Raw genomic sequence first — 25,147 nt, forward strand, 5'->3', positions numbered from 1 at the left:
GGCTGATGGTCTGGAGATTACCGCCCCTCAACGCCATTCGTGCCTTCGAGGCAGCGGGCCGCCATAGCAGCTTCAGCCTCGCGGCCCAGGAGCTGCACGTTACCCCGGGTGCCGTCAGCCGGCAGATTGCCCTTCTCGAGGCCACGCTCGGCGTGCCTCTGTTCGTGCGGGCCAACCGAGAGGTGCGGCTGACGGCGGACGGGCTGCAGTACCTGGCCGGGCTCACCGACGCGCTGCGCCGCATCGACACCTCCACCAGACGCTTGATGGAGGCCCGCCAGGGGCGGCCGTTGCGGGTCATGTGCTCGGCCAACCTCGCAACGCGCTGGCTCTTCCCGCAACTGCGTGACTTTCACGCACATTTCCCCAACCGGCACGTGCTGCTCGTCACTTCCCTCACCTCGGCCGAGGCGGCGTTCGATTTCGACCAGACCGACATCCTGATCCGCGCCGGCACCGGAAGCTGGCCGTCCGACCTTGTTGGGCACTGGCTTTTCGGCAGCGAGTTGACCCCGGTCTGCGCGCCGCGCCTGTTGCGTCAGGAGCAGGGGCTGCGAGAGCCTGCTGACCTGCGGCGGCAAACTCTCCTGATCTCCAACCTGCGACCAGAGGGCTGGGACAGCTGGCTGTCCACCGCCGGCCTGCCGGACCTGTCGAACTTCACGGTCCAGCGTTTCGAAAGCTCCGTCCTCGCCTACGAGGCGGCGGCGGAGGGACTGGGCGTCGCCATAGGCGAGAAGCTGCTGGTCGAGGACGATCTAAGAAAGGGTCGGCTGGTGGCACCCTGGCCGATAAGCCAGTGTCAGCCCGAGAACTTCTATCTGATCCACCAACAGCAGGCCGAGAGTCTGCCGCAGCTGCGCGAGTTCCGCGATTGGATCCTCGACAGGTAGACCTCGCCCAGCGCCGGCCTCCATCTCGTCGCCAGCTGACACCATCGCTCCAAGGAAGAATGAACATGTCCGGGAAGAACGTCATGATCACCTGCGCCGTCACAGGCTCGGGCATGACACCCTCGATGTCGCCCTACCTGCCGGTGACGGCCGAGCAGATGATCACGCAGTCCGTGGATGCGGCGAGGGAGGGGGCCTGCATCCTACATTTCCACGCGCGGAACCCGCAGGATGGCCGCCCGACCAAAGAGGTGGGCGTCTGGCAGGACTTCCTGCCGGCCATCCGTTCGCAATGTGATGCGGTGATCAACATGTCCTGCTCCATGGGCAACACGGCGGAGGACCGCGCTTCCGCCGCCATGGTGCTGCAGCCGGAGATCGCCACCGTCATCGTCGGTTCCATGAACTACGGCATGTTCAAGAAAGCCCAGGCTCAGGGCGTGACCGAGTTCCAGCACGACTGGGAGCGTGAGCTTTTCGGCCCCTCTTCTTACGAGCGGGTGACGAACAACACATTCAAGAAGATTGACCGCCTGATCGACATCTTCATCGAACAGAACATCATGATGGAGTTTGAGTGCTACGACGTCGGGCACCTCTACATCCTTGAGTACCACATGAAGAACAAGATGGGCCGCATGAAGCGGCCGCTGATCGTGCAGTTCCTGACCGGCATCCTCGGAGGTAGCCCGTCCGACATCGACCACTTGCTGCACCTGAAGCGCACGACGGAGCGACTGTTCGGGATGGAGACGGAGATCTTCACCCACGGCACCGGGCCGGACAACATGCGCGCCGCCGCCTATGGCGCGCTGATGGGCACGAACGTGCGGATCGGGCAGGAGGACAATGTCACCGAGCGGCCGGGCCGGCTGTTCACATCGAATGCCGAGCAGGTCCGGAAGATCCGCCGCATCCTCGACGAGTTTGACATCGGAATCGCGACACCGGAGGAGGCGCGGCGGCGCCTCGGCCTACCGACGCCGGCGCGCCAGGCTGCCTGAGACATAGAAGAGCGGGAATAACGGGAGGAAATCTGCCATGACCACGAGACGCCGGCTGCTGGCAGCGACCACAACCGCCGTCCTTCCCCTTGGGATAGCTCGGGCGCAGGACCGGTACCCAGACCAGCCGGTCCGGCTGATCGTGCCCTTCCCAGCCGGCGGCCCCGCGGACTTAGTCGGCCGCGTGGTGGCGAAGGCGCTGGGCGACCGGTTCGGTGTCAGTTTCGTGGTGGATAACCGCGCCGGAGCCGGTGGCGTGATCGGGATCGAGGCGGTTGCGAAGTCCCGGCCCGACGGCATCACCATCGGCGTCGGCAGCGGCGGCGCCATGTCGGTGCTACCGCACCTGATGCCGCGCATGCCGTTCGACGTTGTGCGCGACATCCAGCCGATCACGCTCGTCATTTCGGTGCCGCAGGTGCTGGCGGTCCATCCCTCCGTGCCCGCGCGAACGGTGGGGGAGCTGATCGCGTTGATCCGGCAGCGGCCAGGCCGCCTCACCTACGCCTCCTCCGGCAACGGCAACTCGCTCCATCTGGCGATGGAGATGCTCCGCGACCGCGCGGGCGGGCTGGACGTCGTCCATGTGCCCTATCGCGGCGCCGCGCCGGCGCTGACAGACGTGGTGGCCGGCCAGGTCTCGATGATGTTTGGCGACGTTCCGGTAATGCTGCCGCAGATCCAGTCCGGCGCAGTCCGGCCGCTGGGGGTCACGGCACCCGAACGGTCCGTCGCGCTGCCCGACGTGCCGACCATGGCGGAGGCCGGCGTACAAGACATGGATTCCGAGAGCTACTATGGGCTGATCGCCCCTTCCGGCGTTCCGCGCGCTCGGATCGACCTCCTGAACCGCGCGGCTGTCGAGGCGCTGCGCGACCCGGCGACGCGAGCGGTGCTGGTGGACCAGGGTGGCCGCGTTTCCGGCAATACGCCGGAGGAGTTCGCCACCTACATCGCGGCCGAGACCCGGAAATGGGGCGAGGTCATCCGCAAAGCGGGCGTGAAGCTTGAATAGCGCGCAGGCCGAGGAGAACCCCTGGTGCCCATGATCCCGGCTACCCAGGTGCCCGGCGTCTACCACCGGCGCGTCGGCGACATCCTGGTGACGGCGCTGCACGACGGCCACCAGGACGTGTCAATGACTACCGTGCTCGGCATCGACCCGGCCGAGGCCGCGGCCATGCTCGGTGCCGCACGCCGCCCGGTGCCGCGCCGCACGACGGTCAACGCCTTCGTGCTGCGCGACGGGCGGCGCACGGTGCTGGTCGACGCCGGCTGTGGCCCCCGGGGCGCGGCTACGGCCGGCCGACTGGCGGCAAATCTTGCTGCCGCTGGGCTGTCGCCGGACGACGTCGACCTTGTGCTTATGACGCACCTGCACCCCGACCATTTCGGTGGGCTGCTCGACAGCACCGGCGGGGCCGCCTTTCCCCGCGCCGACCTGCTGCTGCACGAGGCCGAGCATGCCCATTGGAACGACGACGCGGCCATGATGCGGCTGGAGGACCCGGCACGGCGGAAAGTCTTCTTTCTCAACGCGCGCGAGGCGCTGGCGGCCTATGCCGGGCGGCTCAGCACCTTCGCGGTGGGCGAGGTGTGTTCGGGCGTGACGGCGGTGTCCCTGCCAGGCCACACCCCCGGACACACCGGCTACCGCGTCGCGTCTGGGGGCCGGTCGCTGTTGATCTGGGGCGACATCGTCCATGTTCAGGAACTGCAGGTGCCGCGGCCCGAGGTAACGATGTTGGTGGACGTGGACCCGCCCGCCGCGATCGCCACGCGTCGCGCCATCCTGGCCGAGGTTGCCGACCGGCGCGAGGGCATTGCCGGCATGCACTTGCATTTCCCTGGCTTGGCACATGTCGTGCGGGAGGGGGACGGCTTTCGGCTGCTACCGGATGCCTGGTCCACTGACCTCGCCGGCGACGCCCCGGCCTGAGGGAGGTCCGCCATGCCCTGGATCGAGACGCCTCACCTCTCCATGCGTTACGAGGCGGCCGGCGACGGCCCGGAGACGCTGCTGCTGCTGCACGAGATGGGCGGCACGATGGAGAGCTGGGACGACGTCCTTCCCTTGCTCTCGCCGTATTATCGGGTGATCCGCTACGACCAGCGCGGTGCCGGGATGACGGAACGGCCCCCCGGCCCTTACGGCATAAGAGAGGCGGGGCAGGACGCCTTGGCGCTGCTGGACGGGCTCGGCGTGCCAGGGCCGGTCGTGCCGGTGGGCACTGCCGTGGGCGGCGCAGTGGCGCTGCATCTGGCTTCAGCTTATCCGAAACGGATTCGGGCTGCCGTCGCGACCTCTCCCGCCACTGGCGTGCCGGAGGGGGCCCGCCAGGCGCTGCTCGACCGAGCCAACGAGGTAGAAGCCAGGGGCCTGCGCAGCTTCGTCGGGCAGGGACTGGATCTGGGCTACCCGCCGCCGCTGCGCGGCGACGTGGCGCGCTTTGCCCGGACACGGGCGCAGCGCCTGGCGGCCGACGCCGTGGGGCAGGCAGCGACGATGCGGATGCTGGCCAAGCTGGACATGCGGGCGGCTCTGGGCCGAATCCGCTGCCCCGTGCTGGTCCTGGCCGGCACTCACGACCTGGGCCGCCCGCCCGCCCGCGTGGCGCCGGTGGCTGCCGCCATCCCAGGCGCAACCTATCGGGTGGTGGAGAGCGGCCATTTCATGGCGATCCAGACGCCAGAGCTGCTGGCCAAGGCCGTTACAGATTTTTTGAGTGCCCTATGACCCGCATAAGTGCTGCAGCATCAGCGTCAATCAAATCACAGGCCGCTGCAGCCTTCGTTTGAGTCTTCTCGAGGGTCTTGCGGCAGTCGACGGGCTCTTTGCCCAAGACTGATCGACGTCACACGCTTGCTTGGTCCGCCGTTTTCGCGGTGGCGAGACTAGAAGGGCCGCCGGCAACCCCCGACGGGTTGGCTGGCACCATGGCCAGCGCAAAGGTTGGAGCAGCTGAAAGCTGCGGCGCGATCAGGCCAAGGGCCGGCTTGTCGCTGGATGCGAGCAAAGCTCCAGCAGCGGATCGAGGCGAGGCTGCGTCTCCAGCGTCTCGACAAAAGCCATGAGGCGGGAAACCGATCAAAGAATTTTGAGCGATAGAGAGGTTCGACTGCCAACATCAACTCAACTCTATATAGAAGCCGCTCATTCCGGCTTCGCGTCGGAGAGCCGCACGGCCCCGTGCCAGCGTGCGGTCTCGGCCGCGATATAGCTCTTGAACTCATCCGGACTCATTGGTCTCGGATCGGCTGCCTGCTCGGTGAGGGCATAACGCATCTCCGGGGTGCCGAGCATCCGCACGACGATGGAGGCGAGGCGTTCCACGATCGCGGCCGGTGTTCCGGCTGGTGCAGCGAGGCCGTTGCCGCCAACGCTTTCGAAGCCAGGCATTCCTGCCTCTGTTGTGGTCGGCACATCCGGGAGAGCGCCGATCCGCTCCGCCGAGGTGACGGCAAGGGCGCGCACCTGCCCCCCGCGCACGAGCGGTACGGCGGAGGGCGAGGTGGCGAAGGTGAGCTGCACCTGTCCGCTCACCACATCCGTCACCGCCTGGGGCGCCCCGCGATAGGGAACGTGCACCATGCGGGTGCCGGTTGCCTTGGCGAAGAGCTCGGCTGTCAGGTGGGGCTGGCTGCCGCTGCCGGGGGAGCTGTAGTTCAGAACGCCCGGGCGTGCCCGCGCGTAGTCGATCAGCTCCCGCAGGGTTGTGACGGGCAGGGCGGGGTTCACCAGCAGCACTTGCGAAACTGTGGCGATCAGACCGATCGGCGCAAAGTCCCGGAGGACGTTGTAGGTGATACGCCCCTCGAACAGGCTGGCGTTGATGAAGTGGATCGTGGAGATCAGCAACAGGGTGTAGCCGTCCGGCGTGGCCTTTGCGACTGCATCAGCCCCGATATTGGCGGCACCGCCCGCCCGATTGTCTACGATGAACGGTTGCCCCGTCTCAGCGGCCAATCGGTCCGCCGCGAGCCGGGCAAGGATGTCGGAGGTGCCGCCGGGCGGGAAAGGGACGATGATCCGTACAGGGCGTGTGGGATAAGCCGTTTGCGCGCGCGCCGCAGGGGCGGCGAGCCCGCCCAGCGCCCCCAGGATGGTACGGCGCTTCGCCTCGTTGTTCATGCTTTCCTCCCTTGTCGGGGTGTCATCAGTCCGGTCGGCTCTCCCGCGCCAGGCCGAGAGCCCTTAATTCAGCGGCCATTGTCGCGTCTTCCTCGCGCAGGAAGGCATGCAGCGCCTCGCCAATCAGGAAGGTGTCGGACCAGTGGCGCCGGGTGAGCTCGTCGCGCCATGTCGCGCTGGCCGTCGCGGTCCGCAGCGCGCTCTCCCAGAAGGAGATCGCCTCCGGCGCGAGGCTGGCGGGGCCGATCACGCCGCGCCAAGGACCCGCGACGAGGTCCAAGCCCGCTTCCCGCCAAGTCGGCACGCCAGCGTAGACGCCGGCCATGCGGCTGGGCGCGGAGACGGCTATGCAACGAACCGTGCCTGCCGCCAGCTCCGGCACCGGGCTGGCAGCGGTTATAACGCCGAGCTCGGCCTGTCCCGCCAGCACATGGGCGATAGCATCGCGCGCGCTGTCGAAGACAGTCAGGGCCAGCGCCGCCACCGCGCCCCCGGCATGGCGGGTCAGCTTCGCGAGGGCGATATGATTGGCGTTGCCGATCGCCGTCGCCAGGGCGACGGGCAGGCCTGCCGTGTTCTCTCCCAGGTGGCGCAGCAGGTCGCCCGCATCCCGGATTCCGGAGTCCGGGCGCACGATGAAGGAGAGGTATTCCGTGTAGAGGTTGCAGAGCGGCGTGAGGGATTCCCATGCCAGCGCGCTGACTCCCATCACCCGGTTGCTGAGGATCGTCGGCGAGTTGATCGCCAGGCGGTGCGCCTCGCCCGGGTGGCGCGCGAGGTCGTCCCAGGCATTGCCGCCGCCCCGCCCGGGGATGTTGACCAGGGTCATCGGTGCCGGGACCAACCCCCCCTCCGCCATGATTGCCAGCAGCGCGCGCGCGGGACGGTCCTGCCCGCCTCCTGCCGGGGTGCCGGCCAAGAGCGCCACCTCCCGCTCCGGCTTCCAATCCGTCATCGGCTCTCTCCCTTAGCCCATGGCCTGGGCGATATTATCGGGGGTGAAGGGCAGCGTGCGGACGCGGACGCCGAGCGCGTCGTGGATGGCGTTGGAGATGGCGGCGACCGTCGGGCCCGTCGCGCACTCGCCGGTGCCGAGCGGCGGCGCCTCGGGACGCGGCAGCAACTGCACGGACACCGCCGGTACCTCGGAGAAGCGCAGGATCGGGTAGGTGTCCCAGCTGTTGCTGGTCACCCCACGGCCATCGAAGGTCACCTCTTCCTTCAGCGCGATGGACACAGCCTGCACCGCACCGCCCTCGATCTGGTGCGCTGCCCCTTCCGGATTCACCACCTCGCCGGCATCCGCCGCGATCCAGAGGCGGCGGACGCGCACCCTCTCCTCCGCCTCCACCTCGGCGACCACGGCACACCAGGCGCCACTGCCCTTATAGCGAGCGAAGGCAAGGCCGCGGCCCACCCCCTCGCCACGCCCGCCCGGCGGGGGGCCGGCCATGGCCACCACGGCCTCGATCACCGCGCGCGCGCGCGGGTCGTCGAGGTGGGCGAGGCGGTAGGCTACCGGATCGCGGCCGGCGGCCAGGGCGAGCTCGTCCATCACGCTCTCGATCGCCAGTACGTTTGCCATCGCACCGAGTGCCCGGAAGGACGAGGTGCGGAGCGGCATCTCCAGCCAGCGGTGCACGCGGACCGAGAGGCCGCCAGTTCGATAGGCTGGCATCGCGTTCCGGTCGGCGCCGCCGCCGCCGGCCGGGGCCGGGTTCAGCGCGACCGGTGCGGGAAAGGGCACCGCCAGGTGGCTTGCAGCCAGGAGCGAGGGGGTTTCGGAGAAGCCGGGGCGGCTGAGATGGCCGTTTCCATAGATGTCGTGCGTCCAAGACAGCAGGGTGCCGTCCTCGGCCACCTCGGCCTCCACGGTCACGAGGTTGGCGGCGCCAAAGGGCGCCCAGCCCAATTCGTCCTCACGGCTCCATTGCACGCGCACGGGCCGGCCGGGCGTAGCGCGGGCCACGAGGGCGGCGTCCAGCGCCACGTCGTCGGCGCCGTTGTGGCCGTAGCAGCCCGCTCCCTCGCGGTGGTGCACTACAATCCGCTCCGCCGGCAGGCGCAGGGCTAGGCCGAGGTCGCGGCGCAGCGCGAAGATGCTCTGCGAGTGAGACCAGACCTCCAGCCCCGCTTCCGACCAGCGCGCGACGGCGCAGCAGGTGCCGATGGAGGCGTGGGCCATGTAGGGCCGGAAGAACGTGGCCCGCAGTGTGCGCGCCGGCGCCGCGCCGGCACCTGGGCGATCAGCGATAGGGGTGGTCTCGACCGGGCCGGCACGGAAGCGATCGGCCAGCTCGGGCGCGGGCGGTAGCGTGTCCCGCTCCGCCCAGCGGGCGCGGGCGGCCACGCGGGTGGCGGCGCCGGCTGCCTCGGCCTCGGTCGCGCAGACCACTGCCAGGAAGCTGCCATCTACCACCAGGCGTGCCCCCGCCGGGGCTTCCGGCAACGCCTCCAGCCGCGCCTCGCGGGAGGGAGGGCGGATGATCCGCGCAAACATCATCCCGGGCAGGCGCATGTCGTGCAGGAAGCGCGGCGCGCCGAAGACTTTGTCTGGCAGGTCCAGCCGCGGCGCCGCCGTACCGGCGACCCGGCGGGCGGCGGCGGGCTTGGGTGCCACGTCATGCGGCGTGTCGCATTCCAGAAGGCCCGAAGCGGCCTCCCTCCAGTAGGAGCCAACGGCGCGGCCATCCGGCCCGATGAAGGTGCCGTCCTCCACTCGCAAGGACTCCAGCGGCACGCCGCTGCGCTGGGCGACGACGCCGAGATGGATGGCGCGCGCCGCCGCACAGGCATGGCGGACCGCTAGGCCACTGTCCTGCACGGAACGGCTGCCTGAGGTGACGCCCTCGTTGGGGCTGTGATCCGTGGCGGCTGCCTCCACCGAGATGCGCGCGAAGTCCACATCCAGCTCGTCCGCCGCGATTTGCGCGAGGGCGGTCAGGATGCCCTGGCCAATTTCCACCTTCCCTGGGGTGACCACCACGCGTCCCTCAGGCAGCAGGCGCAGCCATTGAGAGAGGCGGCGGTTGGCCTCCAGGCTGCCGGGAAGCCTGGGTGGGGCGGACGGGGGGCCGACATCGGCGCTGCGCGGCGGCGCGGCATCCGGTGCGGGACGGGCGCTGCTCATGCCGGGACGCCCCGCATCGAGGCGGCGGCCCGCAGCACGGCGCGGATGATGCGGTTATGCGCGCCGCAACGGCAGAGATTGCCATCCAGCGCCGTGCGCACCGCCGTCTCGTCCGGATCGGGGATCCGCTCCAGAAGGGCGGCGGCGCTGACGAGGATGCCGGAGAGGCAGTAGCCGCATTGTCCAGCTTGCTCCTCCAGGAAGGCCGTCTGCAGCGGATGCGGCGCGGTGGGTGTGCCGAGCCCCTCCACGCTACGGACCCGCCGCCCCGCCACTGCATCCAGCACCAGGGTGCAGGAAGGAACCGGCTGCCCGTCCAGCAGCACCATGCAGGCGCCACAGGCCTCCGCCCCACAGCCCCAGCGCGTGCCGAACAGGCCGAGCCCGTCCCGCAGGGCATGGACCAGGGGTGTCTCCGGTGGCAGGTCCAGCATGACGGGCGCCCCGTTCAGCTCGAAGGCCACGGTCATGCGCCGAAGCCGTAGAGGATCGCGGGATTGTCCACGAGGATGCGGTCGCGCAGCGCCGCGTCCGGCACCCATGCCGCCAGAAGGTCCAGCAGTTCGGCGTCGTTCGGCATCACGCCCTTCAGCATCACGTGGGGCCAGTCGCTGCCCCAGACGATGCGGTCCGGTGCGGCGTCCACTGCGGCACGGGCCAGCGGTGCCGCGTCGGCGTAGGGCGCTCGGTCGGCCGATGAGATGCGGTAAGGGCCGGTCAGCTTCGCCCAGCAGGCGCCGTCCCGCAAAAGGGCCAGGAACTCGCGGTAGGCGGGGTGCGTCAGCGCGTCCGAGGCAGGGGTGTAGCCGATATGGCCGACCACGACCGGGATGGGCAGGCGGCGCGCGATCGCCAGGAAGTCCGGGCTGTCGTGCACGTGCACCAGCAGCTCCGCGTGCCAGCCCAGGAGCCGTACACGCGCGGCCACTGCCTCCAGCGAGGCCAGCGAGCGGAATGGCATCCCGCCCTTGTCCACGAGGTTCACGCGGAAGCCGCGCACGCCGCCCGCGTGCAGGCGCTCCAGCTCCGCCTCCGTTACCGCCTCCGTCACCGAGGCTACGGCGCGCAGGCGGGCCGGGTCCTCCGCAACGGCGTCCAGGATCGCGCGATTGTCGGTGCCGTGCACGCTCGCCTGCACCAGCACGGCGCGGCCGATCCCGAGCGCCGCGTGCAGCCTCTGCATTTCGGCCGGAGGCGAGTCCGGCGGCGTGTAGCCGCGCGTGGGCTGGTAGGGGTAGCGATCCGCGGGGCCGAAGACGTGCAGGTGGCAGTCGCAGGCGAGCGGCGGCACGGCGAAGGACGGCGCGCGCGGCGCACGGTCCGGTGCGGCGCAGAGGGGGGCCTCGCTCATCCGCCACCATCGAGCTGCGCGCCGGAGATGCGGACGAGGTCGCGCCAGAGGGGAATTTCCTCCGCCACGAAGGACCGCAGCACCTCCGGCGTGCTGGGGTCGGGCTCCGCTCCGATCGAGGCCAGGCGCTCCCGCGCGGCGGCGCCGTTGAGGCCGCGAACCATCGCCTCGTTCAATCGGCGCACCGTCGCGGGCGGCGTCGCGGCGGGTGCGACGAGGCCGAAATACTGGGTCGCGCGGTAGCCCGGCAGTCCCGCCTCGGCCATGGTCGGCACGTGGGGCAGCGCGCTAGCGCGGTTGCTGTCGGCCACGGCTAGGGCCACCAGCGTGCCGCGGCCGATATGCTCCAGCAGGGTAGAGGCCGGCTCGAACATCATGTCCAGCCCCTGGCCCCCGATGAGGTTCGTCACCGCCGGCGCACTGCCGCGGAAGGGAATGTGGGTGATCTCGGTGCCGGCCCGCTGGTTGAACAGCACGCCCGCGAGGTGCATGGCGGTCGCCGTGCCGGCGGAGCCGAAGTTGAGCTTGCCCGGCCGCTGCTTCGCCAGCGCAATCAGCTCCGCCACGCTGCGCACGCCCAGCTCCCGACGTACCGCGAGCACGATCGGCACATTGGCGACCTTACCGATGAAGGCGAAGTCCCGCAGCGGGTCGTAGCTCAGCTTCGGGTAGAGGCTTGGATTGATGGCGAGCACGCTGGTATTGGCCATCAGCAGGGTCTGCCCGTCCGGCTCCGCGCGCACGAGCCGGTCCGCGGCCTCCAGCCCGCTCCCGCCACCGCGGTTCTCCACGACGACGATGCCGCCCAGCTCCGCGCGCAGCGCCTCGGCAAGCACGCGGGCCACGCCGTCCGCGGTGCCGCCCGGTGGCGCGCCGACCACGACGACGAGAGGGCGCCGGGCGTCCTGTGCAAGCGCCGGCCCGGGGAGAAGGGGGACGGCCAGTGCGGCGATGGATGCGGCGAGGGCCGCGCGACGTTGTAGCATCCTCCTACTCCCTAGCCTGCTGCCTCGCGCAGCGTGTCCGTGATCCAGTCGGCCGCGTGATCGATGCCGATCTGCCGGTCATCGACATGCGCGTGCTGCGCCCCGCCTTCCTCGGCCGTGAAGATTCGGAGCGCCTTCCTCGGCGTGGCCAGCGCGTCGAAGAGGCGGGTTGCATTCGCCACCGGGATCACCCGGTCCTCCGCACCATGCGTGACGAGGAAGGGACAGCTCACCCGCGCCGCGGCACCGGCGACGTCGAAGCGCTCGGCGATGGCGATGGCCGCGTCGTCGTCCGGGGCGCCGACGACCCAGCGGAACTGGAAGTTGGACTGGGCCGTGCTGTGGCCGGCGGCGCGCGCCTTGTCGCGCTGGGCTCGCTGGAAGCCGGCCAGGTCCCAGTGCGGCGCGGTGAGCGCGACGCCGGCGGCGTAGCGCGGCTCATGGGCGGCGACGCGGACGGCGTAGTAGCCTCCGAAGGAGTAGCCCATCACCACAATGCGGCGCGGGTCTACGTCCGCACGCCCGGCGACGTAATCAAAGGCCGCCGCGCCGGCGGTCTCGTAGTCGTGCCGCGCGCTCATGCCGCGCAGGCGCAGCGTCTCGCCCTGGCCGGGGCCATCGATCGCCAGCGTGTGCATCCCGCGCCGGGCGAATTCGAGCCCGGCGAAGAGCACGCTCATCTCCTTCGCGTTGTCCATGCCGTCGAAGACGACGACCACGGGCGCGCGGCCGGTGACGCCCGGCGCCTGCATGAACAAGGCGGGCAGGGTGGTGCCCTCATAGGGGACCTCGACGGCCTCGATCTCCGGATGCCGGGCGCGGAGCCCGGCATGCAGGGCGCGGTAGGCGCGCTCCCCCATCGCGCGCTTCTCGGGGCCGGGAGGGACGAAGCGCTCACCGGTAAAGCGGAGCATGCCGGCCCGCAAAAGGAGGTGTCCGGCCGTTTCCGGGGAGAGGGCGGTCGCGGCACGAGCCTCCAGCGCGTCGGCTTCGGCGCTCCATTCCTCGGCCCAGGCTGCCGGTTCGCCCTGTCGGGCCCGCAGCCGGGTGCCGATCCGGTCCAGGTCCCGCATGGCGACCGCTCCGTAGGGCGCCATGCCCTTGCAAACGAGCATGGCGTTCGACCAGAGCAGATTGCCTGGGAAATGGTCCGTCCAGCCAGGGACGGCGTCGAGTGGCATAACGTTTCCTCGTTTCCCGGCAGCGCTTCGGCTGTCCGTAATTGGGTTACCCAGTTGGAGCTTGAGCCCGGACCCGGAACTGGGTCAAGAGAATCGGTCATGTCTGACGAAGCCCTCATCCCTGTCCCAGGGCTGCGCCTGTCCGAGCAGGTGATCGAGCGCATCGCCCACCTCGTCGAGGCTGGCGAGGTGAGCCGGAACGGCCGTTTCCCCAGCGAGCGGATGCTGGAGGCGCGTTGGCGGGTGAGCCGCCTCGTGATCCGCGAAGGGTTCCGTGCACTGGAAATGCAGGGGGTGGTGGAGAGCCGCCCGGGCGGCGGCCGCTTCCTGCGCATGGACCGCGTGCCCGACCTCGCCCGGCTTCGGCGGGCGCGGCTGGAGACAGGCCGTGTGCCGCTGCTGCGGCTTTGGGAGGCGCGCGAGGGCGTGGAGTCCCAGACCGCCGCGCTGGCGGCGCTGCGTGCAACCCCGGCGCAGCAAGAGGCCATCGCTCGGCCGTTGCGGCTGACGGTTGCCCTGTCGCCGGAAGCGCTGCGCCACACCGACGTCAACGCCGAATTCCATCTCGCGATCGCCCGCGCCTGCGGCAACCCGGTCCTGGAGGAGCTCGTGGCCGACCTCGTCTCCCGGTCCCAGGCCGAGGGGTTCCGCCACCTCGTGGAGGCGGAGGACTGGTCCGCGTTGCAGTCCGGCCACCGGCCGATCCTTGATGCTATCGTGGCGCATGACCCCGAGGCGGCGCGCCGCAGCATGGCGCAGCATTTCGCGGCGCTGCGGCACAGCCTGGATCGGGGTGACGCCTCGGGCTGACGGCGGGGTCATTCCGGCATCGCCCGGCCGCTCGGGCAAGCCGGCAGGCGCAGCGGGGCGTGCTCCGAGAGACACCAGGCCCGATCCGCCGAGTGAGGGTGCCTCACGGCCTCAGCGGCCGTCTCCGGACAGCTGAAGCTGGCCGACGCAGTCTCCGGAATCCCGGAGCGCGTCCTCACACCACGCGCAGGTCGCGGCGCATTTCCATGCTGTAGACGTATCGGCCCTCCGGATGCGTCGTGACCGTGATCTCGAAGAGCCCGCTTCGGACGCCGTAGTAGCGCCGGACCATCACCAGTGTCGGCGAGCCCGGCGGGTCGCCCAGCCAGGGCGCCAGTTCTGGCGGCAGGCCACGGGTGAGGATGTCGAGCTGCGCGTACTCGATCGCCTCCCCGAACTGCTTCGCGACCTGCTCGTGGACCGGTATGCGCCCGTGATCCCGCCGCTTGGCGACGGCCGCGTATTTCGGGAGGATGTAGATGTCGGCCCACCCCAGCGGCTTGCTGAAGGCATCCGCCCGGCGTACCGAGCCGATCCGGAACCAGCGTCGCCCCTCCTCGCATTTCAGGAGCGCCGCGAGCTCCCGGTCCGCCACGACCTCCCCGGTTTGCACGGTCTCCCGATAGGTTTCCGGCGGGTAGCGCATCCACTCCGCGAGAGACCCGACGCTATGGGTGAAGAGCGCGGGAGGCCCAGGGGCGAGCACGACGGAGCCGACCCGGGCCCGCCGGACGATCACGCCCTGCTGTGTGAGGATCCGAAGTGCCTCACGCACCGTATGCCGTCCGACGCCGAACCGCACGCCAAGCTCCGTCTCGATCGGCAGCCGGCTGCCGACGGGATGCAGTCCAAGGCGGATCTCGGACAGCAGCGCGTTGGCGATCTCCTGGTAGCGCGGCAGGGGGCGGGGCGTCTCGTCAGGGAGCATCACAGAGGCAGGGGGCATCCTTCTCGATGGAGCTTATCACAGCCTCGAAGGCCGAAACCGTCGCCAGCATGTCCGAGGTCGGAATCGGGTAGGGTGTGCCGTCGGCCAAGGTGGCCGCGAAGGCGTCCAGCTCCGCTCTGAGCGAGTCCGCGGGCTCCAGCGGCACCACTTCGGGCGCAACCCCGCTGCGGTGCAGGAGCAGACGGGTCTCGCCCAGCACCTCGGCGGAGCCCCTGCTGCCGAAGACATGGACCCGCCAGTAGAACGGCGTGTCGCGCACCGTCGCCAGCATGCCGCTCGTGCCATTGGCGAACTCGACGAGCACCGAGACCGTGTCCAGCGGCGACGGAGGCTGCTTGTGGGAGAGCAATCGGGCCTGCACGCGTCGCGCCGGTCCCATGAGGCTGACGAAGGCATCCAGCACATGCAGGCCGGCGCCCGTCATGCCGCCGCCGGGGGATTCGGTGGGCGAGAGGCGCCAGCCCCCCTTCACCGCGCCCGCGTTCTCGTTGCTGTTGTGCCCCTCGACATGCAGCAGCTTGCCCAGCGCGCCCTCCGCCACCAGGCGGCGCAGGGCGCGCATGGACGGCCAGAAGCGCCTGTTGTGGCCGACCGCCAGGGGCACGCCGGCCGCGCGACAGGCCTCGACCATGCTCCGGGCTTCGCCCAGACGGAGCGCGAGCGGCTTCTCGCAGAAGACCGGCTTTCGGGCGGCGGCACAGGCCAACACTTGCTGTGGATGCAGGGAGTGCGGCGTGGCCAGCACCACCGCGCCGATGGCGGAGTCGGCCAGCACCTCGTCCAGATGCCCAACCAGCGCCAGCCCGTGCCGCGCGGCGAAGTTCCGCGCCCCGTCCAGCGCTGGTTCGACGGCATGGGTGAAGCGCAGCCCTCCGCTTCCGGCTTCGACGAAGCTTCTTCCCCAGCGCCCCAGACCCACGATGGCGGCGTCGATCATGATCGTCCCTGTCACTTCCGGCCGAGCGCGCGAATCGCCTCGATCACCGCCGCGCTGTCGCGACTTCCGTCCTCGGCGACCGCCTCGCGCAGCAGGGCCGCCTGAGCCGAGGCGAGGGGCAGCGGCTGCCCCGCCTCCGCTCCCGCGGCCAGGATCAGCTCCGCATCCTTCAGCGTTTGCACGATGCGTGATTCAGGGGCGAAATCCCCGCGAACCATCTTCGGCCCCTTGCCGTCCATCACCGCCGAACGGGCCGCCGAGTGCCGGGCCACCTCCAGGAACAGCGCGGGATCGAGCCCCTGCCGTTCTGCCAGCACCATGCCCTCGGCCAGCGCCGCGCGGTTCACCTGCAGGACGAGGTTCACGGCCAGCTTCATCCGCGCCGCATCACCGACGCCACCAACCCGGAGATGACGCGGACAGAGCACCCGCAGCAGGGGAGCGATGCCCCTGGCAACCGCATCCTCCGCCCCCAGCATCCCAGTCGCGTCTCCAGCACGGATCTCGCGGCTGTTGCCGGAGAGTGGGAACTCGACGAAGCCGAGGCCCAGTGCCGCGGCTTGCTGCGCAAGGCCCGTCGCTTGGCCAGGATCGCAGGTGGTCACGCAGAGAATGGTCGAGACCTGTGCAGGCTTGGGAAGCGCCGCGATCAGCGCGGCCGCCTGATCGGCGTCGTACACGGCCACGATCAGCGCTTCGCAATCCTGCCCGAGTGCGGCAGGGCCGTCCGCCGTCGCCCCGCCTATCGCACGGAGCGCCGCCCGGCGCGCGGGATCGGGGTCCCAGCCCAGCACGGCATGGCCGGCGGCCAGCAGCCGTGCTGCCAGCGCAGCGCCGACGAGCCCGAGGCCCGCAAGCCCGACCGGCGCCGCCTCGCTCACGAACCGTCCCTCACAGGCGATAGGTCTGCTGCGCCACGTCGTGCAGCACCGCCCGCCGCTCCGACGAGGAGAGCCCGCTCAGACATTCCAGCATCACGTCGAGGATCTGGTCGTAGCTTGTCCAGATCATCTCGATCGGCCAGTTGCTGCCGAACAGGCAGCGATGCGGACCGAAGATCGCCAGGGTCTCCTCCACCACCGGCTTCCACAGTTCGACGGAGCAGGCCCGCTCAAATGTGCCCAGGCCCGACAGCTTGCTCACGACATTCGGGCAGGCCGCGAGGGCTTGCATCCCCGCCCGCCATTCCGCCCAGCCTGACGGGCTCCGGTCCACCAACATGCCGGCGTGCTGCAAGATAAAGCGCGTGTTCGGAAAGTCGCGCAGCAGCCGCTCCGCATCCCGCATCTGCCCCGGGAAGACCTGCAGGTCGAAAGTCAGCCCTCGATGTGCTACTTCGGCCAGGCCACGGCGCCAGGCGGTCTCGTGCATCACGTCAGGCCGCGGCGCGAAGCGGTAGAGCGGGGTCTCGTGCCAGTGCAGCTGCTGGCGGATGCCGACGATCGGCCCCGCTTCCAGCTCCCGGTCCAGCACCGCGCCGACATCGGGCGAGGAGAGGTTGGCGAAGCCGACCACCGCCATGGGAAACCGCTCCTCCGCGGCCTGGGCCTTCACCCATGCCACCTCGGTCACCTCCTCCCCCGGCGCGACGTTGAGCTGGATATAGACAGATTGGACCACGCCCCGGCGGCGCACCGTTTCCACGAACTCCCGAGCGAGCACGTCGCGGCGCAGCGCCGCGTATTCCCCGAAGATCCGCGGCGCGGGCGGGCCGGAGAGCCAGGGGATCCGCGCCAGCTCCCAGATGTGGTGATGCGCGTCGATGATGGGCCCGTCCATGGTGCCTGCTTCCCCCGGGGTTATTCCGGCTCAATCCCAGCCGCCTTTGCGTTCGCCGTCCATCGCTGCACCTCGGCGCGGATGAACGGGTCGAACTCGGCGGGCGGCAGGAAGGCCGGGTTGAGGCCGATGCCGAGCAGCCGGGACCGCGTCTCCGGCATGGCGAGCCAGGCCTGGGTTGCCCCCGCCAGGCGCGTGACGACGGAGCCGGGCGTCCCGGCCGGCGCCACCAGCCCGTACCAGATCGTCACGTCGAATCCCGGCATCGCCTCGGCCAGGGGCGGCAGGTCCGGCATCAGCTCCGTTCGCGTGGCCGCCGTCACACCGATCCCGCGCAGCAGCCCGCCCTGGATCTGCGCCAGGGCGATCGCGTAGTCGGCGAAGGACAGGGAAAGGTTGCCCGAAATCACATCCCCCGCCGCCTGCGGCACGCCGCGGTAGGAGACGGCCACCGTTCTGACATCGCCGAAGCGGCGGAGCTGCGCGATCGACATCTGCGCCGCGCCAGAGCCGTAGCCCGCCGTCAGCTCGCCATTACGGCTGCGGCCATAGGCGATGAACTCCTGCACGGTGCGCGCCGGGAAATCCGGCTTGACCAGCAGCACCATGGCCGTGGTGATCACGCGCCCGACCGGCGCGAAATCCGCCACGGGATCGTAGGAGAGGCGCCGGACCATCGCGACGTTGGCGGCGTGGGTGGTGTTCGTCGCCATCAGCAGCGTGTAGCCGTCCGGCGCGCTCCGGGCGACCTCCTGCGCGCCGATGCTGCCGAGCGCGCCCGTGCGGTTCTCGACCACCACGGGCTGGCCCATGGTGTCGCGCAGGTGCTGCGCAATCATGCGCGCCACCTGGTCCGGTCCGGCGCCGGCCGGGAAGGGGACCACGAGCCGGATCGCGCGGGTGGGATAATCCTGCGCGGCTGCCGTGCAGGCGAAGAGGATGAGCAGCGCGGCTGCGGCCATGCAGCTCGGCAGCCTGCGGCGCAGGCCCGACAGGATCGACATGACGTTCTCTCCCATGCTCCCGCCGCGCTTCCTTCGCGGTGGGTGTGCCTTTCCGGCTTTCACCTAATTATCCGGACAAATGTTGATTGCGCAAGCATTGCTTTGTGGCATCCTTGTCCAGGAAACGTTCAGCGGCAGCATGGGCGTGTCCGCATTCATGCGGATGAACATCAGGCAGTGGGAGCGCGATGATGGTCGACGTCAGTGAGCTGAACGAGCGCGGCCTCAGGCTTCGCAAGGCCATGTTCGGGGAGGAGGCGGTGGAGCAGCGCATGCGGGCCGTCGGAGAGTTCGGCGCGCCCCTGCAGACCGTAATCAACGCCTACATCTACGGTGATGTCTGGAGCCGTGGCGGCCTCAGCCACGATGTCAGGAGCCTCGTCATGCTCGGCATCACCGCGGCCAGCAATCGCGCCACGGAGTTCCGCGTGCATGTGAAGGGCGCCATCGCCAATGGCTGCACCCGCGAGCAGATCCAGGACGTGCTGTTGCTGGTCGCCATGTATTGCGGCGTGCCGGCCTCCATCGAGGCGCATCGGATCGCGCTGGAGGAGCTTGGCGAAGCCGAGCCCGACGCGCGCTGAACCGGCGGCACGGCGCAAAGCGGGCGGAGAGAACCCGTGAGTGATGCGACCACCCTCGTACGTCTCGGCACGGCGACGCCCGGCGGCGGCTTCCCGCTTTATGGGGGAGTCCTGGCCGAGGTGGTGAACGCCACTGACCCCACGCTGCAAGTCGAGCCGCGGCATACCAAGGGCAGCACGGAGAACGTGCCGCTGCTGGAGGCGGGCGAAATAGACCTTGGCCTCGTGCAGGGCGAGGTGGCGCATGAAAGCCTGGCCGGCATCGGGCGGCCGCCCGCGCGGCTTCTCATCCTGGCCGCCATGTATTCCACGCCGGGCATGTTCGTGGCGCGTCGCGATTCGCCATACCGGAGCATCGCGGATCTCAAGGGGCAACGGATCGCCTTCGGGGCGCGCGGCTCCGGGCTCGTCATCCTCTCCCGCTATATTCTCGACGGTCTCGGCCTCGCCCAGGATGCGGATTTTGAGGCGGTCTATCTCGATCGTGCCGGTGATGGCCCAGCCATGGTGATGGAGGGCCGCGTCGCCGCGCTCTGGGGTGGTGGCGCCGGCTGGCCAGGCTTCACCGCGGTCGCGAACGGCCCCGCCGGCGCCCGCTTCATCGCGCCGGATGCGGCGGAGCGCGCGCGCATCCTGAAACGCCACGCCTTCCTCAAGCCCTTGACCGCGACTGCCGGCAGCTATCCCGGCCAGGATGCGCCGATCGAGTCTGTAGGCTCCTGGAGCTTCGTGATGACGCGGCCCGATCTGGAGGAGGATACGGCCTATCGGCTCGCACGGGCGCTCCACCGGGGCGAGGATCGCCTCGCCGTGGCGCTGGACCAGGCCCGGGAGACGCGCGCGGAGAATACGCTTCGCGCGGCGCCGGATCCGGCGCTGATCCATCCCGGTGTCTGGCGCTATCTTCGGGAGATCGGGCTGGGCTGAAGCCCGGGGGAGGGCATTTCCTGGCGCCTCAGTCCAGCGCTATCCCTACGGCGCGGGCAAGCGCCCCGAAGCGCTCGGAATCGGCGCGCACCCTGGCCGCGGCGGCGTCCGAGGTGCCGCCGCCCGGGATGAAGCCGGCGTCGCGCACCTGCGCGCGCATCGTTGGGTCGGACAGGGCGGCATTCAGCGCATCCGCCCAGCGCGCCACGACGGGAGCAGGTAGCCCGGCGGGGCCGAAAGCGAGATACCAGGTCACCACCTCAAAGCCCGGTACTGCCGCCTCTGCTACCGTCGGCACCTCTGGCAGCCAGTCCACCCGCTCCGGCGTGGTCACGGCGAGCGCGCGCAGCGTTCCGGCACGGATGTTGGAGAGGACCGAGGGCAGCGTGTCGAAATTAACGTCCACCTGTCCTGCGATAAGGTCGCTCAGCGCTTGCCCACTGCCGCGATAGGGCACATGCGTCATCTGCGTACCCGTGGCGCGGGCGAAGAGCTCGGCCGCGAAGTGCTGCTGGGTGCCCACGCCTGCCGTGGCGTAATTCACCCCGCCTGGCCGCGCCTTGCACATCTCAATGAAGTCACGCAGGTCCTTCGCGCGCGAGTTTGCCGGAACCGCCACGGCCAGCGGCACCGTGCCCACATGCAGGATAGCCGTCTGGTCCTTCATCGGGTCGAAGGGGGAGGGCCGCATCAGCGGCGGGACGATGGCGTTGCTGCTGTTGCTGCCGATGCCGAGCGTGTAGCCGTCCGGCCTGGCGCGCAGAACCGCCGATGCCGCGATGGTCCCGCTGCTGCCTGGCCGGTTCTCCACCACCACCGGCTGCCCGAAGGCCTCGTTCAAACGGGAGGAAAGCAAGCGGGCGATGATATCGGTCCCGCCTCCTGGCGCGAAGCCGACGAGCAGAGTCACGGGCCGTGTTGGATAGGTGCCCTGGGCCGAGGCGCCCTTCACGAAAGGCAGCAACGCAGCGGCACCCAGGGTGCGCCGGGACATCCCAAGAACCATGCTTGCACGTCCTTCCCGCGCAGTGCGCGCGACCAGAGCGGCAAGCACTGCTGTTATGCGTCGAGATATACCTTAACGTATACGTTGCTGGTCGGCAAGCACTCTTCAGCCCCTGTAGGCAGCCTGCGGTGCTTCAGAGCCGCGTCAGCCCGAACTGTTCGATCAGCGCGACCATCGTTACCGCGGCCTTCTCGCGATGCGCCTGGTACAGCGCCGCCGATCCCGCTGCGTCGCCCGCCAGGATTGCGTTGACCACCGCCCGGTGCTCGCGGGTGGAGTCCACCGGCTTGGGCCGCAGGCGCAGGGTGAACATCCTTGCCCGGTGCGACTGGTCCCAAACCGCCATGACGATTGCGGCCAGCCGCTTGTTGCCGGAGAGCTCCACGAGCGAGAGGTGGAACCGCTCGTCGGCCCGCGCCCAGGCAATCAGGTCGTCCCGCTCCAGCGCCGTCTCCATGGCGTCGCAGGCCTCGATCAGCGGGACGATTTCCTCCCGCGTTGGCCTGCGCTGGGCGAGGAAGCGTGTCGCCGTCACCTCCAGGCTGATCATGATCTCGTAAATTTCGCGCATGTCACGCGGCAGCAAGGGCAGCACGCGCATCCCGTGGCGCGGCACGACGGTGACCAGCCCCTCCTGCTCGAGGCGTACCAGAGCCTCGCGGATTGGCGTGCGCGAGAGACCGAGATCATCCGCCAAGACCTGCTCGAGCACTGAATCGCCTGGCACGTAGTCGTTGTCGAGGATGCGTTGCTTGATCCGCGCATAGGCAGTCTGGGCAGAACGCTCTCCACCCCGTGCGACCGTCGCTTCCGGGCGTGACTTCGAAACCGTGGGCAAGAAGAGGACCTCGGAGATGCGCTGAAGAACGCGGGAACGTACACGTCGTGCCTCGGGCAGAATAGCCGCGAGCTCCAGTGGATAGCCCTGATACCACCCAGTTGCAGGCGTAATCGAATGGACTTGTCACCTATTAACGTATACGATAGGTAATACGAGGCGGCTTCAGATCCCCTGGTCGGTCTGCCGAGCAGCCAACCCATTGGGAGATTTCCATGGCTGCGGATGAGGGTGCGCGAGCTACCAAGCCGTGGTGCGAGGTCGCATGACCCTCCCCCTCTCCGGCATCCGGGTTCTGGACGTCAGCCAGGTCATGGCCGGCCCTTTCTGCTGCATGATGCTGGGCGACATGGGCGCCGACGTGATCAAGGTCGAGCCGCCCGGCGCGGGAGACCAGACCCGCAAGGCCATGGGCTTTCGCCTCAAGAGCGATGACAGCCCCGGCTTCCTGGCGCTGAACCGCAACAAGCGCAGCATCGAGATCGACCTGAAGAGCGAGGCCGGGCTCGCTGTCTTCCACTCCCTGGTCAGGACCGCGGACATCCTGATCGAGAACAACCGCCCTGGCGTCACCGCGCGGCTGGGGATCGACTACCCGACGCTGCGGGAGATCAACCCCGCCCTCATCTATGGGAGCATCTCCGGCTTCGGGCAGACCGGGCCGTGGTCGCAGCGGCCGGGCTTCGACCTCATCGCGCAGGCCATGTCGGGGGTCATCAGTGCCACCGGCCTGCCCGGCGCGGACCCCGTGAAATGCGGCGTCTCCATCGCCGATCTCGGCTCCGGCCTCTTCACCCTCTACGGCGTGCTCAGCGCTTATATCGAGCGCCAGCGCACCGGCCTCGGGCAACATGTGGACGCCTCGCTCTTCGAGACGGCGCTCGCCCTCTCGATCTGGGAGGTAACGGAGTTCTGGGGCACGGGGCGCGTGCCGCAGCCTCTCGGTACCGCCAACCGGATGAGCGCGCCCTATCAGGCCGTCCGCGCCGCCGATGGCCATTTCGTCCTGGGTGCCGCGAACCAGAAGCTCTGGACCGCCCTGTGCGGCGTCATCGGCCGCCCCGAGCTGATCGAGGATCCGCGCTTCGCCGACAATCCCGGCCGCCTGCGGCACCGGCTCGAGCTTATCGAGACGCTGGAGAAAACCTTCGCCGCCCGCCCGGCGGCGGAGTGGATCGAGATGCTGTTGGCGGCAGGCATTCCCGCCGGCCCGGTGAACGACTTCGCCCAGGCCCTGGCGGCCGACCACACGCGTGCCCGGAACATGGTGATGGAGATCGACCATCCCGCCGAAGGCCGCATCAACGCGCTCGGCTTCCCCGTGAAGCTCAGCCGCACGCCGCAGGCGGTGCGCCACCCGCCGCCCCTGCTCGGCGAGCATACGCAGGAGATCCTCCGGGAGCTCGGGCTTCCGCCCGACGCCCTGGAGGCACGCCGGGACGAGCGCCTCCCGGCCTCCTGAGCCCCTTCCCCCAATCACCGGAGACACGATTACAGATGGTTCCCTTCGAGAAGCAGGTCGTCACTGTCGTCCGCCAGGGCAATATCGGCACCGACGTCAGCTACGAGCCGCCGCTGCGCATCGGCTTTGGCATCAGCGACAAGACGGTGGATTCGCCCAACGCCACCATGGGCCGCACGATCCTCGTGCCCGGCGCCGGGCCGAACCCCACGCACTACCACGCGAAGAACGACGTGGTCTGGTACATCCTCTACGGCAAGGTGAAGCTCTGGTACGCCCGCAGCGACGCGAGCGAGCGCAAGGAGGTGATCCTGGAGGGTGGCGACTTCGCCTACGTCCCCTCCGGCGCTATCCATGTCATCGCCAACGCCTCCGAGACGGAGGAGGCCTCGCTCATCTTCTGCTACATCGGCGTGCCGAACACCGATGCGGCCGAGACGGTGTGGCTGACCGAGGACGGCACCCAGCCGCTCGAGAAGAAGCCCGAGCTGGTCTGACCGGCAACCCGCCATGTCCCGCGCCGCCGTCATCGACGCGCACCAGCACTTCTGGCGCCATGGGGCGCGGGCCCATGCCTGGCCCGCCCCGGCGATGGCGGCGCTGGCACGCGACTTCACCCCCGACGATCTTCGCCGGGAGATGCGGGCTGCGGGGGTAGACCGCACGATTCTCATGCAGTCGCTTAACGACGCCGAGGAGACTGCCGAGTTCCTGGCACTTGCCGCCAGGACCGAGTGGATCCTTGGCGTGGTTGGTTGGGTGCCGCTGACTTGCCCGGACCGCCTCGCACTCTTGCTCGAAAGGATGCCGCATCGGGAGCACCTTATCGGCATCCGTCACCTCATCAATTTCGAGCCGGACCCGCACTGGCTGCTGCGCCCGGAGGTGCAGGAATCGGTGGACGTGATCGCGGCGCATGGCCTCGTTTTCGACGCCGTGCCGAACGACCCCATTCGCTTGGAAGCGGTGCTCGACACGGCCGCGCGGCGGCCGCACATGCCGGTCGTCATCGACCATCTTGCCCGTCCGCCCGTTGATTCCGGCGGATGGGAGCCCTGGGCGACTCTCATCGCACGCGCCGCGGCCCTTCCGAACCTGCGCGTGAAGCTCTCGATCGGGCTGGACGTCGCACTCGGCTGGCGCTGGTCCACGGAGGCGCTGCGCCCCTATGTGGACCATGTGCTGTCCCTCTTCGGGCCGGGCCGCGTCATGGCCGCGAGCAACTGGCCCGTCGGTCTCCTGGCCGGCTCCTATGCCGAGCTCTGGGCCGGCACGCGCGGTCTGCTCGCCGGCCTCGGAGCCGACGAGCGCGCGCTCGTCCTCGGCGGCGCTGCCGCCCGCGCCTTCCAGATTCCGCAGAGCGCTCCGGTCGAGGCGATCCAATGAGGCTCTTCGACCTCACCGGCCGCGTCGCGGTGGTGACGGGCGGAGGCCGTGGCCTCGGCCAGGCGATCGCCTTCGGACTGGCCGAGGCCGGCGCAACGGTCATCATCGCTGGCCGGACCCGTGCCGAACTGGAGAGCGCCACCGCCGAAATTGCCGGCCGCGGCGGGTGGGCCGTGGCGGCCGAGCTGGATCTACTGGACCCTGACGGCCCCCTGCGATTGATCGAGTACGCCGTCCACGCCGCCGGCCAGGTGGACATTCTCGTCCATGCCGCGGGCATCCAGGTGCGAAAGCCTGCCACGGAGGTCACTGCCGAGGAGTGGGACCGGGTCCACGACATCCATCTCCGCTCGGCCTTCCTGCTCGCGCAGGCCACCGCGCGGCACCTCCTCGGACGCGCCGCGCCGGGCAAGGTGGTGCTTGTCGGATCGCTCAACTCGCATATCGGCATCCGCCAGGTGGCGCCTTATGCAGCGGCCAAGAGCGGCCTCGCTGGCCTCGCCCGCGTGCTCGCCCATGAATGGGCGGAGAGCGGCATCTGCGTGAATACCATCATCCCCGGCTACTACCGAACGGCACTTACCGAGGATCTACTTGCCGACCGTGCGAAGCATGACTGGGTAATGTCCCGCATCCCCATGCGCCGCCTCGGTGATCCGTCCGACCTCGCGGGTGCCGCGATCTACTTCGCCTCATCCGCCTCGGATTATGTCACGGGCGCGGAGATCAGGGTCGACGGAGGCTGGCTCGCCGCCTGATCCACCCACCAGCACATCCAAGGAACGCAC

Annotated in this window: 26 protein-coding genes; 12 read left to right on the forward strand and 14 right to left on the reverse strand. The window is 69.5% G+C overall.

The features are described from left to right. Window positions 1–5: 5 nt before the first annotated feature. The 5 genes from BO39_RS21530 to BO39_RS21550 all read left to right on the forward strand — a co-directional run bounded on the left by BO39_RS21530 (window position 6) and on the right by BO39_RS21550 (window position 4,634). Window positions 6–893: a LysR substrate-binding domain-containing protein gene (locus tag BO39_RS21530; protein ID WP_043837349.1), complete on the forward strand. Its 888-nt coding sequence runs from the start codon at window positions 6–8 to the stop codon at window positions 891–893. 65 nt (window positions 894–958) lie between these two features. Continuing rightward, window positions 959–1,897 (forward strand): beta-keto acid cleavage family enzyme, encoded by a 939-nt coding sequence (locus BO39_RS21535; protein WP_052402426.1) that lies wholly within the window; start codon window positions 959–961, stop codon window positions 1,895–1,897. Between the two features lie 37 nt (window positions 1,898–1,934). After that, window positions 1,935–2,912: a Bug family tripartite tricarboxylate transporter substrate binding protein gene (locus tag BO39_RS21540; RefSeq protein WP_043837353.1), complete on the forward strand. Its 978-nt coding sequence runs from the start codon at window positions 1,935–1,937 to the stop codon at window positions 2,910–2,912. A 30-nt stretch (window positions 2,913–2,942) separates the two neighbouring features. Then, complete coding sequence (locus tag BO39_RS21545) at window positions 2,943–3,836, forward strand: MBL fold metallo-hydrolase (RefSeq protein ID WP_043837356.1); 894 nt, start codon at window positions 2,943–2,945, stop codon at window positions 3,834–3,836. A gap of 12 nt (window positions 3,837–3,848) precedes the next feature. Then, window positions 3,849–4,634 (forward strand): alpha/beta fold hydrolase, encoded by a 786-nt coding sequence (locus BO39_RS21550; RefSeq protein ID WP_043837358.1) that lies wholly within the window; start codon window positions 3,849–3,851, stop codon window positions 4,632–4,634. Between the two features lie 417 nt (window positions 4,635–5,051). On the opposite strand, the gene BO39_RS21555 is transcribed toward BO39_RS21550, so the two are convergent. Genes BO39_RS21555 through BO39_RS21585 form a run of 7 tightly spaced genes read right to left on the reverse strand, consistent with a single transcriptional unit; the run spans window position 5,052 to window position 12,677 of the window. Continuing rightward, window positions 5,052–6,029 (reverse strand): tripartite tricarboxylate transporter substrate binding protein, encoded by a 978-nt coding sequence (locus tag BO39_RS21555; protein WP_052402427.1) that lies wholly within the window; start codon window positions 6,027–6,029, stop codon window positions 5,052–5,054. A gap of 25 nt (window positions 6,030–6,054) precedes the next feature. Further along, window positions 6,055–6,984 (reverse strand): tripartite tricarboxylate transporter substrate-binding protein, encoded by a 930-nt coding sequence (locus BO39_RS21560; RefSeq protein WP_043837360.1) that lies wholly within the window; start codon window positions 6,982–6,984, stop codon window positions 6,055–6,057. 12 nt (window positions 6,985–6,996) lie between these two features. Further along, window positions 6,997–9,159, reverse strand: coding sequence for a molybdopterin cofactor-binding domain-containing protein (locus tag BO39_RS21565; RefSeq protein ID WP_084698352.1), 2,163 nt, complete (start codon window positions 9,157–9,159; stop codon window positions 6,997–6,999). Then, window positions 9,156–9,629, reverse strand: coding sequence for a (2Fe-2S)-binding protein (locus tag BO39_RS21570; RefSeq protein WP_043837362.1), 474 nt, complete (start codon window positions 9,627–9,629; stop codon window positions 9,156–9,158). Before BO39_RS21570 ends, BO39_RS21565 begins: the two co-directional genes overlap by 4 nt. Beyond that, a complete protein-coding gene (locus BO39_RS21575; RefSeq protein ID WP_043837365.1) occupies window positions 9,626–10,510 on the reverse strand; it encodes an amidohydrolase family protein in 885 nt (294 codons plus the stop codon). Before BO39_RS21575 ends, BO39_RS21570 begins: the two co-directional genes overlap by 4 nt. Continuing rightward, window positions 10,507–11,496, reverse strand: coding sequence for a Bug family tripartite tricarboxylate transporter substrate binding protein (locus BO39_RS21580; RefSeq protein WP_043837367.1), 990 nt, complete (start codon window positions 11,494–11,496; stop codon window positions 10,507–10,509). Before BO39_RS21580 ends, BO39_RS21575 begins: the two co-directional genes overlap by 4 nt. 11 nt (window positions 11,497–11,507) lie before the next feature. Continuing rightward, on the reverse strand, window positions 11,508–12,677 hold the full coding sequence (locus BO39_RS21585; protein ID WP_052402428.1) for an alpha/beta hydrolase family protein: 1,170 nt from the start codon (window positions 12,675–12,677) through the stop codon (window positions 11,508–11,510). Window positions 12,678–12,776: 99 nt separating this feature from the next. Between BO39_RS21585 and BO39_RS21590 the strand changes: the two genes are divergently transcribed. Continuing rightward, complete coding sequence (locus BO39_RS21590; protein WP_043837369.1) at window positions 12,777–13,487, forward strand: FadR/GntR family transcriptional regulator; 711 nt, start codon at window positions 12,777–12,779, stop codon at window positions 13,485–13,487. Between the two features lie 175 nt (window positions 13,488–13,662). On the opposite strand, the gene BO39_RS21595 is transcribed toward BO39_RS21590, so the two are convergent. From BO39_RS21595 to BO39_RS21615, 5 genes are read right to left on the reverse strand one after another with little or no spacing between them, the layout of a single operon-like run. Continuing rightward, on the reverse strand, window positions 13,663–14,415 hold the full coding sequence (locus tag BO39_RS21595) for a GntR family transcriptional regulator (protein WP_043837371.1): 753 nt from the start codon (window positions 14,413–14,415) through the stop codon (window positions 13,663–13,665). After that, complete coding sequence (locus BO39_RS21600; RefSeq protein ID WP_052402429.1) at window positions 14,405–15,373, reverse strand: Gfo/Idh/MocA family protein; 969 nt, start codon at window positions 15,371–15,373, stop codon at window positions 14,405–14,407. Before BO39_RS21600 ends, BO39_RS21595 begins: the two co-directional genes overlap by 11 nt. Window positions 15,374–15,384: 11 nt before the next feature. Further along, window positions 15,385–16,254 (reverse strand): NAD(P)-dependent oxidoreductase, encoded by an 870-nt coding sequence (locus tag BO39_RS21605; RefSeq protein WP_043837373.1) that lies wholly within the window; start codon window positions 16,252–16,254, stop codon window positions 15,385–15,387. 10 nt (window positions 16,255–16,264) lie between these two features. Beyond that, on the reverse strand, window positions 16,265–17,152 hold the full coding sequence (locus tag BO39_RS21610; protein ID WP_043837375.1) for an amidohydrolase family protein: 888 nt from the start codon (window positions 17,150–17,152) through the stop codon (window positions 16,265–16,267). Between the two features lie 20 nt (window positions 17,153–17,172). Beyond that, entirely contained in the window at window positions 17,173–18,171 is a 999-nt protein-coding gene (locus BO39_RS21615) for a Bug family tripartite tricarboxylate transporter substrate binding protein (protein WP_052402430.1), read from the reverse strand. Between the two features lie 173 nt (window positions 18,172–18,344). On the opposite strand from BO39_RS21615, the gene BO39_RS21620 reads away from it, so the two are divergent. Next, the gene (locus tag BO39_RS21620) at window positions 18,345–18,740 is read left to right on the forward strand and encodes a carboxymuconolactone decarboxylase family protein (RefSeq protein ID WP_052402431.1); all 396 of its coding nucleotides are present in this window, start codon (window positions 18,345–18,347) and stop codon (window positions 18,738–18,740) included. Between the two features lie 36 nt (window positions 18,741–18,776). Next, a complete protein-coding gene (locus tag BO39_RS21625; protein ID WP_084698355.1) occupies window positions 18,777–19,667 on the forward strand; it encodes a TAXI family TRAP transporter solute-binding subunit in 891 nt (296 codons plus the stop codon). Window positions 19,668–19,695: 28 nt separating this feature from the next. Here the strand turns inward: BO39_RS21625 and BO39_RS21630 are convergent, their stop codons facing one another. Together BO39_RS21630 and BO39_RS21635 are read right to left on the reverse strand one after the other, a co-directional pair. Further along, the gene (locus BO39_RS21630; protein ID WP_043837377.1) at window positions 19,696–20,661 is read right to left on the reverse strand and encodes a Bug family tripartite tricarboxylate transporter substrate binding protein; all 966 of its coding nucleotides are present in this window, start codon (window positions 20,659–20,661) and stop codon (window positions 19,696–19,698) included. 145 nt (window positions 20,662–20,806) lie between these two features. Then, window positions 20,807–21,511, reverse strand: a complete 705-nt coding sequence (locus BO39_RS21635; protein ID WP_043837379.1) for a GntR family transcriptional regulator — start codon at window positions 21,509–21,511, stop codon at window positions 20,807–20,809. A 265-nt stretch (window positions 21,512–21,776) separates the two neighbouring features. On the opposite strand from BO39_RS21635, the gene BO39_RS21640 reads away from it, so the two are divergent. Genes BO39_RS21640 through BO39_RS21655 form a run of 4 tightly spaced genes read left to right on the forward strand, consistent with a single transcriptional unit; the run spans window position 21,777 to window position 25,117 of the window. After that, a complete protein-coding gene (locus BO39_RS21640; RefSeq protein WP_043837382.1) occupies window positions 21,777–22,973 on the forward strand; it encodes a CaiB/BaiF CoA transferase family protein in 1,197 nt (398 codons plus the stop codon). 35 nt (window positions 22,974–23,008) lie between these two features. Then, a complete protein-coding gene (locus BO39_RS21645) occupies window positions 23,009–23,470 on the forward strand; it encodes a cupin domain-containing protein (protein WP_043837384.1) in 462 nt (153 codons plus the stop codon). A gap of 13 nt (window positions 23,471–23,483) precedes the next feature. Continuing rightward, window positions 23,484–24,359 (forward strand): amidohydrolase family protein, encoded by an 876-nt coding sequence (locus BO39_RS21650; protein WP_043837386.1) that lies wholly within the window; start codon window positions 23,484–23,486, stop codon window positions 24,357–24,359. Beyond that, on the forward strand, window positions 24,356–25,117 hold the full coding sequence (locus BO39_RS21655; protein WP_043837388.1) for an SDR family oxidoreductase: 762 nt from the start codon (window positions 24,356–24,358) through the stop codon (window positions 25,115–25,117). Before BO39_RS21650 ends, BO39_RS21655 begins: the two co-directional genes overlap by 4 nt. The last annotated feature ends 30 nt before the right edge of the window (window positions 25,118–25,147 follow it).

This window comes from Roseomonas aerilata DSM 19363 (genome assembly GCF_000711725.1).
GTDB classification, from domain to species: Bacteria; Pseudomonadota; Alphaproteobacteria; order Acetobacterales; family Acetobacteraceae; genus Roseomonas; species Roseomonas aerilata.

What these genes read in the sequence shown, in the direction of transcription:
- BO39_RS21590 (WP_043837369.1), top strand. Translation starts at nt 12,777, where the DNA reads ATGTCTGACGAAGCCCTCATCCCTGTCCCAGGGCTGCGCCTGTCCGAG.
- BO39_RS21540 (WP_043837353.1), top strand. Translation starts at nt 1,935, where the DNA reads ATGACCACGAGACGCCGGCTGCTGGCAGCGACCACAACCGCCGTCCTT.
- BO39_RS21620 (WP_052402431.1), top strand. Translation starts at nt 18,345, where the DNA reads ATGATGGTCGACGTCAGTGAGCTGAACGAGCGCGGCCTCAGGCTTCGC.
- BO39_RS21530 (WP_043837349.1), top strand. Translation starts at nt 6, where the DNA reads ATGGTCTGGAGATTACCGCCCCTCAACGCCATTCGTGCCTTCGAGGCA.
- BO39_RS21650 (WP_043837386.1), top strand. Translation starts at nt 23,484, where the DNA reads ATGTCCCGCGCCGCCGTCATCGACGCGCACCAGCACTTCTGGCGCCAT.
- BO39_RS21560 (WP_043837360.1), bottom strand. Translation starts at nt 6,984, where the DNA reads ATGACGGATTGGAAGCCGGAGCGGGAGGTGGCGCTCTTGGCCGGCACC.
- BO39_RS21645 (WP_043837384.1), top strand. Translation starts at nt 23,009, where the DNA reads ATGGTTCCCTTCGAGAAGCAGGTCGTCACTGTCGTCCGCCAGGGCAAT.
- BO39_RS21655 (WP_043837388.1), top strand. Translation starts at nt 24,356, where the DNA reads ATGAGGCTCTTCGACCTCACCGGCCGCGTCGCGGTGGTGACGGGCGGA.
- BO39_RS21610 (WP_043837375.1), bottom strand. Translation starts at nt 17,152, where the DNA reads ATGGACGGGCCCATCATCGACGCGCATCACCACATCTGGGAGCTGGCG.
- BO39_RS21640 (WP_043837382.1), top strand. Translation starts at nt 21,777, where the DNA reads ATGACCCTCCCCCTCTCCGGCATCCGGGTTCTGGACGTCAGCCAGGTC.
- BO39_RS21535 (WP_052402426.1), top strand. Translation starts at nt 959, where the DNA reads ATGTCCGGGAAGAACGTCATGATCACCTGCGCCGTCACAGGCTCGGGC.
- BO39_RS21575 (WP_043837365.1), bottom strand. Translation starts at nt 10,510, where the DNA reads ATGAGCGAGGCCCCCCTCTGCGCCGCACCGGACCGTGCGCCGCGCGCG.
- BO39_RS21555 (WP_052402427.1), bottom strand. Translation starts at nt 6,029, where the DNA reads ATGAACAACGAGGCGAAGCGCCGTACCATCCTGGGGGCGCTGGGCGGG.
- BO39_RS21630 (WP_043837377.1), bottom strand. Translation starts at nt 20,661, where the DNA reads ATGTCCCGGCGCACCCTGGGTGCCGCTGCGTTGCTGCCTTTCGTGAAG.
- BO39_RS21585 (WP_052402428.1), bottom strand. Translation starts at nt 12,677, where the DNA reads ATGCCACTCGACGCCGTCCCTGGCTGGACGGACCATTTCCCAGGCAAT.
- BO39_RS21550 (WP_043837358.1), top strand. Translation starts at nt 3,849, where the DNA reads ATGCCCTGGATCGAGACGCCTCACCTCTCCATGCGTTACGAGGCGGCC.
- BO39_RS21595 (WP_043837371.1), bottom strand. Translation starts at nt 14,415, where the DNA reads ATGCTCCCTGACGAGACGCCCCGCCCCCTGCCGCGCTACCAGGAGATC.
- BO39_RS21545 (WP_043837356.1), top strand. Translation starts at nt 2,943, where the DNA reads ATGATCCCGGCTACCCAGGTGCCCGGCGTCTACCACCGGCGCGTCGGC.
- BO39_RS21565 (WP_084698352.1), bottom strand. Translation starts at nt 9,159, where the DNA reads ATGAGCAGCGCCCGTCCCGCACCGGATGCCGCGCCGCCGCGCAGCGCC.
- BO39_RS21570 (WP_043837362.1), bottom strand. Translation starts at nt 9,629, where the DNA reads ATGACCGTGGCCTTCGAGCTGAACGGGGCGCCCGTCATGCTGGACCTG.
- BO39_RS21580 (WP_043837367.1), bottom strand. Translation starts at nt 11,496, where the DNA reads ATGCTACAACGTCGCGCGGCCCTCGCCGCATCCATCGCCGCACTGGCC.
- BO39_RS21615 (WP_052402430.1), bottom strand. Translation starts at nt 18,171, where the DNA reads ATGGGAGAGAACGTCATGTCGATCCTGTCGGGCCTGCGCCGCAGGCTG.
- BO39_RS21600 (WP_052402429.1), bottom strand. Translation starts at nt 15,373, where the DNA reads ATGATCGACGCCGCCATCGTGGGTCTGGGGCGCTGGGGAAGAAGCTTC.